Annotated in this window: 13 protein-coding genes; 10 read left to right on the top strand and 3 right to left on the bottom strand. The window is 64.8% G+C overall.

All coding sequences use genetic code 11. The features are described from left to right. The first annotated feature begins 17 nt into the window (after positions 1-17). The 8 genes from FAY22_RS17760 to FAY22_RS17730 all read left to right on the top strand — a co-directional run bounded on the left by FAY22_RS17760 (position 18) and on the right by FAY22_RS17730 (position 6,436). The gene (locus tag FAY22_RS17760; protein ID WP_146333515.1) at positions 18-1,268 is read left to right on the top strand and encodes a cytochrome c; all 1,251 of its coding nucleotides are present in this window, start codon (positions 18-20) and stop codon (positions 1,266-1,268) included. Between the two features lie 9 nt (positions 1,269-1,277). After that, positions 1,278-1,454: a hypothetical protein gene (locus tag FAY22_RS22045; protein WP_168204871.1), complete on the top strand. Its 177-nt coding sequence runs from the start codon at positions 1,278-1,280 to the stop codon at positions 1,452-1,454. A gap of 2 nt (positions 1,455-1,456) precedes the next feature. After that, positions 1,457-2,017, top strand: a complete 561-nt coding sequence (locus FAY22_RS17755) for a cytochrome C oxidase subunit II (RefSeq protein WP_146331661.1) — start codon at positions 1,457-1,459, stop codon at positions 2,015-2,017. A 7-nt stretch (positions 2,018-2,024) separates the two neighbouring features. Continuing rightward, positions 2,025-3,629, top strand: coding sequence for a b(o/a)3-type cytochrome-c oxidase subunit 1 (locus FAY22_RS17750; RefSeq protein ID WP_210411978.1), 1,605 nt, complete (start codon positions 2,025-2,027; stop codon positions 3,627-3,629). Next, a complete protein-coding gene (locus FAY22_RS17745; RefSeq protein WP_146331657.1) occupies positions 3,626-4,420 on the top strand; it encodes a c-type cytochrome in 795 nt (264 codons plus the stop codon). Before FAY22_RS17750 ends, FAY22_RS17745 begins: the two co-directional genes overlap by 4 nt. Positions 4,421-4,674: 254 nt before the next feature. Next, on the top strand, positions 4,675-5,388 hold the full coding sequence (locus FAY22_RS17740; RefSeq protein WP_146331654.1) for a hypothetical protein: 714 nt from the start codon (positions 4,675-4,677) through the stop codon (positions 5,386-5,388). Positions 5,389-5,410: 22 nt separating this feature from the next. Beyond that, positions 5,411-5,902: a hypothetical protein gene (locus FAY22_RS17735; RefSeq protein WP_146331652.1), complete on the top strand. Its 492-nt coding sequence runs from the start codon at positions 5,411-5,413 to the stop codon at positions 5,900-5,902. Positions 5,903-5,995: 93 nt separating this feature from the next. Then, positions 5,996-6,436, top strand: coding sequence for a CopD family protein (locus FAY22_RS17730; protein WP_146331651.1), 441 nt, complete (start codon positions 5,996-5,998; stop codon positions 6,434-6,436). Here the strand turns inward: FAY22_RS17730 and FAY22_RS17725 are convergent. Both FAY22_RS17725 and FAY22_RS17720 read right to left on the bottom strand, forming a co-directional pair. After that, a complete protein-coding gene (locus tag FAY22_RS17725; RefSeq protein WP_146331649.1) occupies positions 6,433-7,161 on the bottom strand; it encodes a response regulator transcription factor in 729 nt (242 codons plus the stop codon). The two genes, FAY22_RS17730 and FAY22_RS17725, sit on opposite strands and share 4 nt — an antisense overlap. After that, positions 7,158-9,179, bottom strand: a complete 2,022-nt coding sequence (locus FAY22_RS17720; protein ID WP_246860552.1) for a PAS-domain containing protein — start codon at positions 9,177-9,179, stop codon at positions 7,158-7,160. The genes FAY22_RS17725 and FAY22_RS17720 overlap by 4 nt, the downstream gene beginning before the upstream one ends. Positions 9,180-9,538: 359 nt before the next feature. On the opposite strand from FAY22_RS17720, the gene FAY22_RS17715 reads away from it, so the two are divergent. After that, positions 9,539-10,699, top strand: a complete 1,161-nt coding sequence (locus FAY22_RS17715) for an HD-GYP domain-containing protein (protein ID WP_168204870.1) — start codon at positions 9,539-9,541, stop codon at positions 10,697-10,699. A 52-nt stretch (positions 10,700-10,751) separates the two neighbouring features. Continuing rightward, complete coding sequence (locus tag FAY22_RS17710) at positions 10,752-12,428, top strand: Tar ligand binding domain-containing protein (RefSeq protein WP_146331645.1); 1,677 nt, start codon at positions 10,752-10,754, stop codon at positions 12,426-12,428. Between the two features lie 89 nt (positions 12,429-12,517). Here the strand turns inward: FAY22_RS17710 and FAY22_RS17705 are convergent, their stop codons facing one another. After that, entirely contained in the window at positions 12,518-14,164 is a 1,647-nt protein-coding gene (locus FAY22_RS17705; protein WP_146331643.1) for a ShlB/FhaC/HecB family hemolysin secretion/activation protein, read from the bottom strand. Positions 14,165-14,184: the final 20 nt, after the last annotated feature.

Raw genomic sequence — 14,184 nt, 5'->3', positions numbered from 1 at the left:
CCCGGCGAAATCGTGCGATGGTGATGGCGGCCTGCCTGTTTGCGGTCGCCGCGTTCCCCTTCCTGGTCGCAGGCCAGCCCCAGCCGCGCACGCCGGCGTCTTCCGCCCAGATCGAGCGCGGGCGCTACCTGGCGCAGGCCGGCGACTGCATCGCCTGCCACACTGTCCCGGGCAAGCCGATCTTTTCCGGCAACCGCGCCCTGCCCACGCCGTTCGGCACGCTGTATGCGCCCAACATCACGCCGGACCCGAAAACCGGCATCGGCGCCTGGAGCGCGACCGAGTTCTACAACATGATGCATACCGGCCGCTCGCGCGACGGTTCGCTCCTTTATCCGGCCATGCCGTTCGCGTCGTACACCAAGGTCACGCGCGCCGACTCCGACGCCATCTTCGCCTACCTGAAATCGGTGCCGCCGGTGGCGCAGCCCAATCGCCCGCACGAACTGCGCTTCCCCTACAACAACCGCGCGCTTCTGATCGGCTGGCGCACCCTGTACTTCGAGGAAGGCGAATACCGGCCGGACAAGACCAAGTCGGCCGAGTGGAACCGCGGCGCCTACCTGGTGCAGGGCCTGGGCCACTGCGCGATGTGCCATACGCCGATCAACGCGCTGGGCGGCTCGTCCGAAGCCAAGGCGTTCCAGGGCGGGCTGATCCCGATGCAGCACTGGTACGCGCCGTCGCTCACCTCCAACCGCGAAGCCGGGCTGGGCGAATGGGAGATCCGGGACATCGTGGACCTGCTGCAGGCGGGCGTGTCGCGGCGCGGTGTGGTATTCGGACCGATGGCAGAGGTCACCTACAACAGCCTGCAATACCTGAACGACGAAGACGTGCGGGCGATGGCGGTCTACTTGAAGAGCCTGCCCGACAAGGAAACCTCGGTGCGCGAGCCCAACCAGCTGCCCAACACGCCGGAAGCGGTGCAGGTGTTTTCCGAAGGCCGGCGCGTGTACGAGGCGAAATGCGCGGTCTGCCACGCCAGCGACGGGCGCGGCATGCCGCCGCACTACCCGCCGCTGGCCAACAACCAGTCGATCGAAATGGAATCGGCGGTCAACCCGATCCGCATGGTGTTAAACGGCGGTTACCCGCCCGGCACCAGGAGAAATCCGATGCCGTACGGGATGCCGCCGTTTGCGCAGGAATTGTCCGATGTGGAAGTGGCGGCCGTGGTCACCTACATCCGCACCGCCTGGGGCAACCACGGCACGCCCGTCACCCCGCGCGAAGCCAATGCGCTGCGCGTGGTCACCATGGAGTAAACGACACCGATGTTCCATGAAACCCTCGATAACGGCGCCCAGGCGATCGAAGCCAACCAGCAGGCGGTCGACGACATCGTGCGGCAGGGGCCGCGCGGTGCGGTGGCCCTGGCCGGCGTGGCGGTGCTGATCGTGCTGGCGATCTGGTTCGCCTTTTACCTGTTCGTGTTCGTGCCTCGCAACTAGCCATGGCGACCGCTCCCGGAAATCACGACGATGTTGCGGCACGGGCCGAACTGCGCTGGGCCGTGTTCGTCATGCTGGTCATCGGCCTCTTGCTGGTCATGATCGCCTTCGCCAGCCTGCACTGGGTAATGATGCCGGCGCAACGCGTCGAAACCATCAATCCCTCCACCCTGCATCTCTCCGGCGAATTCGTCGAGGACAACCTCGGCTCGGCGGTCGAGGCAGACGGTTCGGTCACCGTGCGCCTGGTCGGGCAGCAGTACTCCTTCGTGCCGCAATGCATCGTCGTGCCGGACAACACGCCGGTGCGCTTTCGCGGCACCAGCGCCGACGTGATCCACGGCTTCATCATCGCCGGCACCAACGTCAACGTCATGCTCGAACCCGGCTATGTCTCGAACTTCCACACGCGCTTCAGCAAGCCCGGCATGCATGTGATGCCCTGCCACGAATTCTGCAGCGTCGGCCACGCCGGCATGTGGGCCAGGGTGAAGGTGATCGACCGCGACAGCTTCTTCAGGCAGGCGCAAACCGAGCGGAGGCAAAGCTGTGTTCAACACTAGAAAACTCGTGCTGGCGCACTTCTGGTTCGCGTTCGCCGCCTTCCTGCTGGCCCTGCTGCTGGGCGAATGGCAGATGTACGTGCGCAGCCCCCTGTTCCCCGGCCTGAGCAACCCCGAGCTGTATTACCGCTCCGTCACCGCGCACGGCTCGGCGATGGCCTACGTGTTCCCGACGCTGGTGGCGATGGGCTTCGGCTATGCCATCGTCGAGCTGTCCTTGAAGCGCCCGCTGGCCGGCCTCAAGTGGGCCTGGGCAGGCTATGCGCTGGTGGTGCTCGGCACGGTGGTGGCGATGGTGCCGGTGGCGCTCGGACTGGCGTCGGTCCTGTACACCTTCTATCCGCCCATGATCGGCAATGCCTTCTACTACATCGGCGTGGTGCTGGTGGTGGTCGGCTCCTGGATCTGGGTGGCGCTGATGTCGGTCAACCTGCACCAGTGGAAGCGGGACAATCCCGGCAAGCCGATCCCGCTGCCGATGTTCGCCAATGTCGCCGGCGCGTATCTCTGGGCCTGGACCTCGGTGGGCGCGGCGCTGGAAATCCTGTTCCAGATCCTGCCGGTCGCGCTCGGCTTCAAGTCCACCATCGACGCCGGGCTGGCGCGCGTGCTGTTCTCGTGGACGCTGCACGCGATCGTCTACTTCTGGCTGATCCCGTCCTATATCGCGTTCTACACGCTCATCCCGCGCGCCATCGGCGGACGGCTCTACAGCGACATGATGGGGCGCGTGTCCTTCGTGCTGTTCCTCGTGTTCTCGATGCCGATCGGTATCCACCACGTGTTCCAGGACCCGCAGGTGGGCGAGGGCTTCAAGTTCCTGCACGCGGTCTTCACCGGCATGGTGTCGGTGCCGACGCTCCTGACCGTCTTCACCATCACCGCCTCGGTCGAAATCGCCGGGCGGCTGCGCGGCGGGCGCGGCGCGTTCGGCTGGATCGCCGCGCTGCCCTGGAAAAATCCGATGATGCTGGCGGTCGCCTTCGCCTTCATCCTGCTCGGTTTCGGCGGCGCCGGCGGCATCATCAACATGAGCTACCGCCTCGACTTCACCGTCCACAACACGCAGTGGATCACCGGCCACTTCCACCTGATCTTCGGCGGCGCGATCGTCATCATGTACTTCGCCATCGCCTACGACCTGTGGCCGCACCTGACCGGCAAGGCGCTGGAGAGCCTGCGCCTGATGCGCGCGCAGCTGTGGCTGTGGTTCCTCGGCATGCTGATCGTTACCTTCCCCTGGCACTACGTCGGCATCCTCTCCATCCCGCGCCGCATGGCCTATTTCGACTACAGCGATCCGGCCATCGCGCCGCAGGCGCTGTCGGTCACCATCACCTTCTTCGGCGGCCTGCTGCTGGTAGCGTCGGCGCTGCTGTTCATCTTCATCCTGCTGCGCGGGCACCGCGCGCCTCGCGTGACACTTCCCGAATTCCGTTTCAGCGCGCCGGTGCACCAGCCGCACCGTGTGCCGGTGGCACTGAACAGCTTCGCACTCTGGCTGGCGCTGATGATCGCGCTCACGCTGGTGAACTACGGCTACCCCATCGCCAAGCTGGTGGCCACGCCCGAGACCTCCGTGCCCGCCGTACCCGTGGGGATCAAGAAATGAGCGGCAGCGAACAGCTTTTCTCCCTGAAGAACCCGTGGTTCGCCGGCTCGGTCGCTGCCGTGGCCGGCACCGCGCTGGTGGCCGCGCTGGTCGGCTTCGTCTGGATGCCTTATGCGCAGAACGACCGCAGCATCGGCGGCTTGTGGGACGCGATCTGCCGCGCCGCCGGCGCCCCCGGCCCCGCCGCCGCGCCGGCCGGCGCCGGCTCCGGCCGTGTGCAGTCGAGCGACGTGATCGTCGTGCCGCAGATGATTTCCGAGGACCGGATCTCGGTCGGGCGCGGCGCCACGCTGGCGCTGCGCTGCACGATGTGCCACGGCGCGCGCGGCATGAGCGGCGCGAACACGCCCAACCTGGCCGGCCAGGATGCGGAATCGGTCTACAAGCAGCTGCGCGACTTCCAGGCCGGGCACCGCGACAGCGAAATCATGGCGCCGCACGTGCGCAACCTGAGCGACCAGGACATGCGCGACCTGGCCGCCTATTACGGCGATCTGCCGCGCCTGAAGCCGCCGCCCACGCTGGTCGAGCAATTGAAGGCGCCCAGCATCGTGCAGATCGGCTCACCCATGCGCAACATCCCGCCCTGCGTCTCCTGCCACGGCGGCAGCGACCGCAAGACCGCCAGCCCCACGCTCGACGGCGAGCCGGCGCAATACCTGCGCGCGCAACTGAAGGCCTTTGCCGACGGCACCCGGCATAACGACATCCACGGCCAGATGCGCAACGTGGTGCGGCAGATGACGCCGGAAGAAATCGAGGCGGTGGTCGATTACTATTCGCGGCGTTAGCGCGGCCTCAGATCGAATCACATCCATCAATGGCCGGGCGCATGTAGCTTCGTTGTCGCAAGAGCTATTTTCTTCTACACTCGGTGCCGTGCAATCCGTCTGCATGGCTGTCCGCCTTTCACGAATTTTTATTTTTCTGTGTAATTCGGCGAGTTTGGAAAGACTCAAGGCATGGCGCAGGTTTGCACAGGAGCGGCTCCATGTTTATCAGACAGGTGTCCGTCTAAATAAACAGTTAGCCCGCAAAATCAAGCATGGCGCACGTTCGACCTGAAGTATACAAAGCCGTTCTGGAGAATGACATCAAGGATGTCGTCTTCCAGGATCCTCTCGGCGAGGAATCGAGGAAGGCGAAGAGAAACCTCGTCGCTTCGAGTTTTGGCGCTATCTTGATTGCGGCGCTCGATCTTCAGGTTAATGGATTCCTAGGCCTACAGACCGTCACCGGCTCCACGGTTGGAGCATCGGTCACGAAAGGACTTGCCTGCCTCCTAGTTCTGTACTTCTTGGCTGGATACCTCGTCGCGGCATACGTGGACTATTCCGCGTGGAAGTTCAAGCGAGAGCGTTACCTTGTGGCTCCATACCTCGAGTTGGTCCGGATGCTGGAGGCGCACTTCGCCGTCGTGGGTGAACAGATCGAGAACGCAACTCGGCGCCTCGAGAACCTTCCGTTCGGCGAACGAGAAATGCGTACCGAAATGGAAATCAGTCGCGCTATTTCCGACGCGCGAGGCCAACTGAAGGAGATCGCTAAGAATGGCGCTGAGCTGCATGGTGAGATACAACCACTCGTTCAGCATTGGTCAGACACCGTGGCAAAGACGCGCCGTCTTTCATGGCGATTCCGAGTACGCTTCGTTAGCCTATGGGGGCTTGAAATACTGCTGCCTATCGGTCTGGCCCTGTTTGCAGTTTGGAGGACACTTGAGGGTGTACCAGTGGTACTCACGCGTGTTGCGGGCTAACCGACGTTAAATGGAATTTGGAATGCTGAGATTAATCTGTCCTCTGTTGATATGTCTTTGGTCCGCCAACGTAATCGCGAGCGGCAAGAACTATATCGGCAACTTTTCCTGTGAAGAAGCGCCATTCGGGCTGCATTTGCCTGGTTCCTATTCAAGCCTCTTACGGATCGCTCCAGTAAAAAGCAATACCGTTATTGATACTGAAAATTGGGAAGGCTATACGACAAGTCGACGGGACATTACATTTGAGGGGCTTTCTCTCCGAGTGATCACTTTCTCTAATGACCTCGAACGTTACATGACTGCTTTGGCGACAGTTACCAAGAATGGACCGTGGAATGCGAACATTTTCAAGCTTGGACAGCCTTTACAAGAAGTTCAGCGAGCACTAGAGCGATACGACGCGGCGCTTAGTTCTGAGGATTCAATCGGGAACGAGGCCGGTGAGCTCAAGTTCATTTTTGGACCGGATGCAAAAGTAAAAAGTATGAATTATTCGTGCTATACAGGGTGAACATTTAACATGCAGATGAACGCATACCGCTGGCTTTCAAACACGTAATCATGTCAACTTAGCCTCTAATCCCCCCACACCAACCCTCTCCCGATGTATAGCTACATTCTTCTTCTACACGTGCTCGCCGCAACGGTATGGACTGGCGGCCACCTGGTACTTGCCCTGACGGTGCTGCCGCGCGCGCTCGCCGCGCGCGACCCCGCCATTCTCCTCGCGTTCGAGTCGGGGTATGAACGCATCGGCATGCCGGCGCTGCTGATCCAGGCGGCATCGGGGCTGTGGATGGCGCACGCCATGCTGCCGGATGTTTCGGCTTGGTTTTCCATGGCAGGGCCGCCGGCGATGCTTATCCTGTTCAAGCTGGCGTTGCTGACGGCGACCGTGCTCCTGGCAATCGACGCAAGATTGCGCATCATCCCCAGGCTCAGTGACAAGACGCTGCCCGTCATGGCGCGCAGGATCAGGGTCGTTACGGTGCTGTCGGTGCTGTTCGTCGTGGTCGGCGTGTCGTTCCGCGGCGGCCTGATTTAACTCCAGCTGACGTCTGCCGCGAACAGGTAGCCCGCGCCGTACACGGTGCGGATCAACTTCGGATTCTGCGGATCGGCTTCCAGCTTGCGGCGCAATCGCGAGATGCGCACGTCGATGCTGCGGTCGAACGGCGAGACGTCGCGCTCGCACAGCAGCTGCTCGCGGCTCAGGATGCGGTTCGGGTGCGCAATGAAGGTCTTGAGCAGCTGTGCTTCGGCCGTGCTCAGGCTCCATTCGCTGCCGTCCTGCGCGGCCAGCGTGTTGCTGCCGGTGTGAAAGGACCAGCCGGCGAACTGCGCCGTGCCCGGCACCTTGCGCTGCCCGGCAGGCGGCGAGGCGGTGCGGCGCAGGATGCTGCGCACGCGCGCGACCAGCTCGCGCGGGTCGAACGGCTTGGCGACGTAGTCGTCCGCGCCCAGCTCCAGCCCCATGATGCGGTCGCCCACGTAGCCGCGCCCGGTCAGGATCAGGATGCCGCAGTCGCAGCGCTCGCGCAGCTGCCGCACCACGTCCATGCCGTCCATGTCGGGCAGGCCCAGGTCGACGATGCACAGGTCCGGCGCCTGCCGGCCGATGCGGCGGAACAGGTCGGCGGCGGTGGGGCAGGCCACGATGCCGAAGCCGAAATCCTGCAGCGTGGCGCGGATCAGGCGCGCGACGTCCGCGTCGTCCTCGACGACGTAGACGATCTTTCCGTGGGTGTCGCGGGCGGGTGTTCCGTTCATCGTATTTCCGTATCCAGCGCCGCCTGCAGCATCGCCTTGGTGAAGGGTTTTTTCAGTACGTACAGCGCCGGCTCAGGGGCCGCACCGGTGTCGTCGGCGTAGCCGCTGATGAGCACGACGCGGATATGCGGGTAGCGCTCGCGCGTCAGGCGGCCGACTTCGCGCCCGTTCATGTCTCCCGGAATGACGATGTCGGAAACCAGGATGCCGATGTCGGGTACGCTGTGCAGCATCGATTGCGCCTCCTCGCTGTCCTGCGCCTCCAGCACCGGATAGCCGAGGTCGGTCAACTGGTTGCGCACCACGGCGCGCACGTCCGCGTCGTCTTCTACCAGCAGCACCAGCGGCCTGCGGTCGGCGGCGGGGATGGCAGCGCCGGTTCCCTGGTGCGGCGACGCGGCGGCGGCCTGGCAGCGCGGCAGCAGCAGGCGCACCGTAGTGCCGGCGCCGGGCTCGCTCTGGATGCGCGCGCTGCCGTGCGACTGCTTGGCGAAGCCGTACACCATCGACAGCCCCAGTCCGCTGCCGGAGCCGAAGCGCTTGGTGGTGAAGAACGGCTCGAAGGCGCGCGCGGCCGTGTGGGCGTCCATGCCGGCGCCGTTGTCGGACACGGAGAGCTGGACGTAGCTGCCGGGCGCGACGTCGCATTCGACCTGCATGTCGGCGTTCACCGCCAGCGGCGCGACCTCGATGTGCAGCTGTCCGCCGCGCGGCATCGCGTCGCGCGCGTTGAACGCGAGGTTGAGCAGCGCGTTCTCCAGCTGGTGCGCGTCGGTGCGCGCAAACAGCAGCGGCAGCGCGGCATGGGTGGAAATGCGGATGTTCTCCGGCAGCGAGCGCGTCAGCAGCGTCACCGTGTCGTCCACCAGCTCCACCACGTCGACCGGGCGCGGCTCCAGCGGCTGCTGGCGGGAAAACGTCAGCAGCCGGCGGATCAGCTCGGCGCCGCGGTGGGCCGCCTTGAGCGCGGGGTCGAGGAAGGCGGCCACCTCGTCCTGCGGGTGGCGCTCCTTGAGTGCGGCGAGGTTGCCGATCACGACCGTCAAAAGGTTGTTGAAATCGTGCGCCAGCCCGCCGGTCAGCTGCCCCACCGCCTCCATTTTCTGCGCCTGCACCAGCGCCGCCTGGGCGCGCTTGATTTCGGAGATGTTGACGGACAGGACGAAGCAGCCGAGCACTTCGCCGTTGCCGTCGAACTCGGGCACCAGCATGCTGCGCGCATGCACGCTGCGCCCCTCCCTGTTCTCCATCTCGTACTGGTAGGTGGCCTGCTGGCCGCCGATGGCTCGCTCGATGGAGGGCAGGATCTCGCGGTAGATGCGCTCGCCGATCACTTCCAGGATCGGATGGCCGACGATGTTGTCCTTGCTGCGCCCGAACCAGTCGGCGTATCCCTGGTTGGCGTAGCGGTAGATCTGGTGCCGGTCGAAGTAGCCGATCAGGGCCGGCACGCGGTCGGTGATCAGGCTGAGCCGCTCCTCGCTGCGCCGCAGCGCCGCCGTGGTCGCCTGCAGCTCGCGGGTGCGCTCCTGCACGCGCTGTTCGAGCTCGGCATTCTGCTCGCGCGCCAGTTGCTCGTAGCGCCGCTGCGCGGTGATGTCGGTATAGAGCGTGATGAAGCCGCGGTGTGGCAGCGGCTCGCCGCGCACCGCGATGATCTGCCCGCCCGGCCGCTCGCGCTCGGCGTAATGCGCGTTGAAAGCACTGGCGGCGGCGACGCGCTCGCCGACCTGCTGCTCGACGTCGCCGGGGCCGTACTCGCCGCGCCGGGCGTTGTAGCGGATGAAGGAGTCGAATGGCGCGCCCACATAGGCCAGCTCGTCCGGAAAATCGAGCAGACGCAGGAAGGCCCGGTTCCACGCGACCAGGCGCAGGTCGGCGTCGAACACGGTCAGCCCCTGGTCCAGCATGTCCAGCCCGGCGGCCAGCATTTCATGGCGATGCGGCTCGGGCGTGGGGAGGGATGGCGGGCCTGGCGGATGGGCTTGCATGGCGGGAGTCGGTTCGGATGTCCGCATTCTAGATCAGATTCAATGCTGGCAATTAATCCGGTGCAGTGCTGCAAACATTCGTTACATTTCGCGCATAGTCAGGAAAACTTCCTCTGAAATCGCTGGCTCGCGATCACATTTCGTCGCTGGGGTGAAGTGCCGTGCACCTTCATCGCGCTGCGCCAGCAGATGGACTCGGCTTTGGCGATCCGGCAAGCTCCAATCATCGTGCAGGGCCTGCGCTTCAAGAACCTTATCCTAAAGCAATTCTTGCAGAAATAGTTGCTTTAGGGGAATTGCTTCCTCTTATGATGGAACCGGTGCGATGCCCTTCCAGGGATAGCCCAGACGCGAACGCCGCCTGCGCGCAGCATCCTACGTCGCCTATGTATCCATCTAAACGACAAATCACTCTGGCCGACATCCCGCTCGGCGAGCCGCTTCCCTTCTCGATCTACGATGTCGAGGGGCGGGTGCTGCTGCGCAAGGGCGTGGTGGTGAGCATGATTGAACAGGTCGAGAGCCTCATCCTGCGCAAGGCCGTGATGGGCACCACCACGCCACCCGCAGCGCCATCGGCGGCACAGCGTGCCGGCGCGCCGATGCGTGCTGCGCCCGAGGCGTCTCCGGTGTATGAACAGGTCGGCAGCCTGATCCTGAACCTCAAGCACAGTTACGCCACCGCATTGAAGACGCCCGACCAGATCGACCTGCCGTCGCGCATCATGCAATTCGCCGCCAGGCTGCAGGCGCTGTGCACGACCGACACCGACAGCACGCTGGCGGCGCCGCACCTGGATTACGTCAATCCTTACCTGATCGTGCACCAGGTCATGGGCGCGGTGCTGACCGAGCTGATCGCGCGGCGCCAAGGCCTGGGCGAGGAGCAGCGCCTGATCTTCGTCTGCGCGGCGCTCACGCGCGGCATCGGGCTGGCCGCGGTGCAAGGCGAGATCGAACAGTGCGACGGCCCGCTGCCCGAAGCGCTGAAGAAGGCGGTGCACGCGCATCCGCTGCAAAGCGGCGCCATCCTGCGCCGCGCCGGCGTGACCGACGACTGCTGGCTTGACAGCGTCGAGCACTACCACGAGCGCCTGGACGGCAGCGGCTATCCGCAGCGCATTGCGGGCCAGAGCATCGGCCTGGGCGCGCGCATGCTGGCCATTGCCGACACCTACAGCGCGATGACCAAGCCGCGCCCCTACCGCGGCAAGGCGTGGGTGACGCAAACCGCGCTGCGCGACATCTATCTGCAAAAGGACGCCGGCCTCGATGGCGAACTGATCCAGAACATGATCAGGGAAATCGGCATTTTCCCGCCCGGCTCCATCGTCAGGCTGAAGAGCGGCGAACTGGCGGTCATCAAGCAGCGCACGCACAAGGCGGCCGATGCGGTGGCATACACGGTATACGATCAGCGCGGCATGCCGCTGCTCGAACCGATGCGGCGCGAAACGTCGAATCCAGCCTATGAAATCGTGGGCATGGTGCCATTCACCGATTGCCGCGCGGCGGCGGTCACGATCAAACGACTATGGCTGAAGTAGCTTTTATTTCCGGATCAACCATCGGCTGCATTCCATTGGCGCGAGGGGCGTTATGAAAAAGAATTTTCCCATTACCGGCCAGGAGAAGGACTTCCCGGACGGGCTGACCCTGGTGTCGCGCACCGACACCAAGGGCGTCATCACCTTCGCCAACGACGCGTTTGTCGAAGTCAGCGGATTCGCGCGCGAGGAACTGGTCGGCGCCAGCCACAATCTCGTGCGCCATCCGGACGTGCCGGCGGCGATCTTCGAAGACATGTGGGCTACGTTGAAAAAGGGCTTGCCGTGGCGCGGATTGGTGAAGAACCGCTGCAAGAACGGCGACCATTACTGGGTCGACGCGCAGGTGGTGCCGGTCCGCAAGAACGGCGCGACCATCGGCTACATGTCGGTACGCAGCAAACCGGCGCGCGAGGCGATTGCCAAGGCCGAGGCCGATTACCGGGAGGCGGAACGCAGCGGGCGCGTGCAGCGCCAGGACGGGCAGCGCGGCTGGAAGAAATGCCTGTCGGTGAAAAACGGCGTCACGCTCGGCATCGTGTTCGTCACCCTGATGATGATTGCCGGCGGCATTCTCGGCATCACCGGGCTGACCCTGTCGAGCAGCGCGATGCGCGGGCTGTATTACGAGCAGATGGCGCCGGTGCAGGCGATCGGCCGCATCAATTTCCTGATGGCCGACAATCGCGCGCGCATCGTGCTCGCGGTGCGCGAACAGAGCGCGGGACCGGATGCGGCGGCATCGCTGGCGAAGCACATGGCGCAGCTCACGCGCAACCGCCAGGAGATCGATGCGCTGTGGGCCGATTACGGCAAGCTGGCGCGCAGCGGCACCGAGCGCGAGCTCGCCGAGCGCTACTGGCAGGCGCGCACGCGCTATGTCGAAGCCGGGCTGCTGCCGGCGCAGCTTGCGCTGGAAAAGGGCGATGCGGCGCGCGCGCAGGCGCTGATGGTGGAGAGCGTCAACCCCTTGTACGATGAAGCCAACAGCCGCGCGGAGGCGCTGCTCGGCTTCCTGTCGAAGAAGGCGCAAGCCAATTTCGCGGCGGTGGCCGAGCGCAACGAAGCGATCTGCATCGTGGCCGTGATCGGTATTTCCGCCGGTTGCCTGATTCTGCTTTTGGCCGGCGTGTACTTCTTCCGTGCCACCGTGCTGCCGCTGCAGGCGGCGGTGGTTGCGCTGGAACGCATCGGCGAGGGCAACCTTTCCGGAGAAAGCGGCGTCGCCGGTTACGGCGAGCCGGGGCGGGTGATGGCCGGGGTGGCGATGATGCGATTGCACCTGAAGGTGATGATGAATGAAATCCGCCAGTCGTCCGGCTCGATCCGTGAACAATGCACGCGCCTGAATCAGACCATGATGAATCTGGCGCAGCACTCGGAGGAGCAGCACGACCGCGTGTATCACACGCTGGACAGCGCCAATGCCGCGAGCGAAGGATTGGCCGGGCTGGCGCAGGATGCGGAGCGCATGCTGTGTCTGACGGAAAGCGCACCGGGCGGGCAAGATCCGGCGCGGCAGGACGAGCAGTTGCCGCTGCTGGCGCGTGAACTGGTGGCCGCCGCGCGGCTGCAGGCGTTTGCGATGGACGAGACAGTCGAGCAGATGAATCAGGTGGCGTCGCTGATCGTCGAAAACCGCGGCGAAGTGCAGCGCGCATGGGCGGCTTCGGAGCGGCTGGAGCAGACCGCGGGCGAGCTCGATGGCTTGGTCAGGTATTTCGATTGATGCGCGAAAATTTTTAAAGACATCCATCGGGCGGAATGCGATGCCGCTTTGACATGCATCGACATTCCGCTGCGCCTGCGCCCGAGGATTCAGAACCGGTACTGCATGCTGGCCCAGGCAATCGGGACGTGATCCTGCGTGTCCGAGCGGGGCGCGCCGCCCCGGGTACGCCATGCCAGCGTCAGGGCGCCGCTCCACGGGCCGCGCGCATAGCGCAGGCCGGCGCCGCCGCCGGCGATGCTGCGGTGGTTGTCTCCCGCCGCCCATGCATCGTGGTTGATTTTCACCCGTCCCGCGTCATAAAAGAGGAAGGGCGTATACGGTCCCGATGCATAGCGCAGCTCGACCTGCGCCAGCCAGCCGTCGTCGCCGAATCCCTCGCCGCTCGGATAGGCACGCACGCCGTTGATGCCGCCCAGCCCGAACTTTTCCGACGAATCCAGGTTCTTGCCGGTCCATTGCGCCGATGCGCGGCCGTACAGGTCGACGTGCTCGGCCAGCGACTGGATGCGCGCCAGATCCAGGTTGAACTTGTTGAAGCTGCCGGAGGTGCGCGCAGTGCTCTGGTCGGTGCTGGCCAGCGTATCGTCCAGGTTCGCGCTGCCGCGGGTCCAGGACAGCGAGCCGTAGGTGATGCCGGCGCGGTACAGCTGGTCGCGCACGTCGAAGCTCAGCGCCACGGGAATGCCTGAGCTCGTTTTGCTGCTGCTGGTGCCGGCAGCGCCCTGCCGGTCCTTGAGTTGCTTGTGCTCGAAGCTGGCCGCCAGCACCAGGTTGCGCTGCTGCGAGCGGATGATCGGATAGGACAGCCCGATGCTGGTGACATCGGCGGTGCCGCTGGCGTCCAGGCTGCCGAAGTCGCCGGCCAGGCTGTAGAACGAATGCGTATAGGCGACGCGCCCGCGCAGCCCGGACGAGCCGAGCGGCAGGTGATACGCGAGCGAGCCGAACCACATGCGTTCGTCGGTATACAGCGACTGCAGCGCGATCTGGTCGCCCAGCATGAAGGGGCTGTCGGCGTTCGCGTTCAGGTGCACGCGGTTGCGCCCGGTGAAGCGGTTGCCGTGGTTGTCGAGGCCGACGTCGCCGCTGTAGCGGTGATCACGCTGCACCTCGACCAGCAGGTCGCCGCTGCCGACTTCCTGGCCGGGGCGCACCACCGGCACGGTGCGGATGCCCGGCTGGTCGTCGAGCAGGAGGGTGACGCGCTCCAGCGCGCGGGTCTCGATCACGTCGCCGGATCGCAGGTGCGACAGGAAGCGTTGCGCGCTGCCGGTGAAGGCCGGTTCGCCGTGCGCCACGATTTTTCCATAGTGCCCTTCGACGACCTGGATGCGCAGCTGCCCCTGCGACAGGTCCTGCGGCGGCAGGTAGGCGCGCGCAAACGGATAGCCGGCGGCCTGGTAGTGCGCGGTGATGCTGCGCGCCAGCGCATTCAGCCCGGCGAAGTCGTAGGACTTGCCGCTCACGTCGCCGAGCGCGGCCAGCAGCTCGTCCTGGGAAAAGATGGTGTTGCCGGAAATCGCGATGCCTTGCAGCGCTACCTGGGCGCCGCCCGGCGCCACCGGCGTGGAAGGCGTTTCGATCTTGAGCCCGGGCGACGGGCGCGGCAGGTTCAGCTGCGGCGGCGTGTTTTCCTGCAACACGCGGCCGGCGTCGGGCTGTTGTTGCGCGAGGGCTGGAAGCGCCGCCAGCACGAGCGCGGCCAGCGGGAGGTGGGCGGGTAAATGTTTCATGGATTGTTGATGATTGCCGT

It is taken from the genome of Noviherbaspirillum sp. UKPF54, assembly GCF_007874125.1.
Classification (GTDB): Bacteria; Pseudomonadota; Gammaproteobacteria; order Burkholderiales; family Burkholderiaceae_D; genus Noviherbaspirillum.
Note: the sequence above shows the minus strand (reverse complement) of the source record. Positions and strands in the feature narration are given on the sequence as shown.

Bases quoted from the DNA above. Each gene is read 5' to 3' on its own strand.
- FAY22_RS17735 (WP_146331652.1), top strand. From the start codon at position 5,411: ATGCTGAGATTAATCTGTCCTCTGTTGATATGTCTTTGGTCCGCCAAC.
- FAY22_RS17740 (WP_146331654.1), top strand. From the start codon at position 4,675: ATGGCGCACGTTCGACCTGAAGTATACAAAGCCGTTCTGGAGAATGAC.
- FAY22_RS22045 (WP_168204871.1), top strand. From the start codon at position 1,278: ATGTTCCATGAAACCCTCGATAACGGCGCCCAGGCGATCGAAGCCAAC.
- FAY22_RS17745 (WP_146331657.1), top strand. From the start codon at position 3,626: ATGAGCGGCAGCGAACAGCTTTTCTCCCTGAAGAACCCGTGGTTCGCC.
- FAY22_RS17715 (WP_168204870.1), top strand. From the start codon at position 9,539: ATGTATCCATCTAAACGACAAATCACTCTGGCCGACATCCCGCTCGGC.
- FAY22_RS17705 (WP_146331643.1), bottom strand. From the start codon at position 14,164: ATGAAACATTTACCCGCCCACCTCCCGCTGGCCGCGCTCGTGCTGGCG.
- FAY22_RS17725 (WP_146331649.1), bottom strand. From the start codon at position 7,161: ATGAACGGAACACCCGCCCGCGACACCCACGGAAAGATCGTCTACGTC.
- FAY22_RS17720 (WP_246860552.1), bottom strand. From the start codon at position 9,179: ATGCGGACATCCGAACCGACTCCCGCCATGCAAGCCCATCCGCCAGGC.
- FAY22_RS17760 (WP_146333515.1), top strand. From the start codon at position 18: ATGGTGATGGCGGCCTGCCTGTTTGCGGTCGCCGCGTTCCCCTTCCTG.
- FAY22_RS17755 (WP_146331661.1), top strand. From the start codon at position 1,457: ATGGCGACCGCTCCCGGAAATCACGACGATGTTGCGGCACGGGCCGAA.
- FAY22_RS17730 (WP_146331651.1), top strand. From the start codon at position 5,996: ATGTATAGCTACATTCTTCTTCTACACGTGCTCGCCGCAACGGTATGG.
- FAY22_RS17710 (WP_146331645.1), top strand. From the start codon at position 10,752: ATGAAAAAGAATTTTCCCATTACCGGCCAGGAGAAGGACTTCCCGGAC.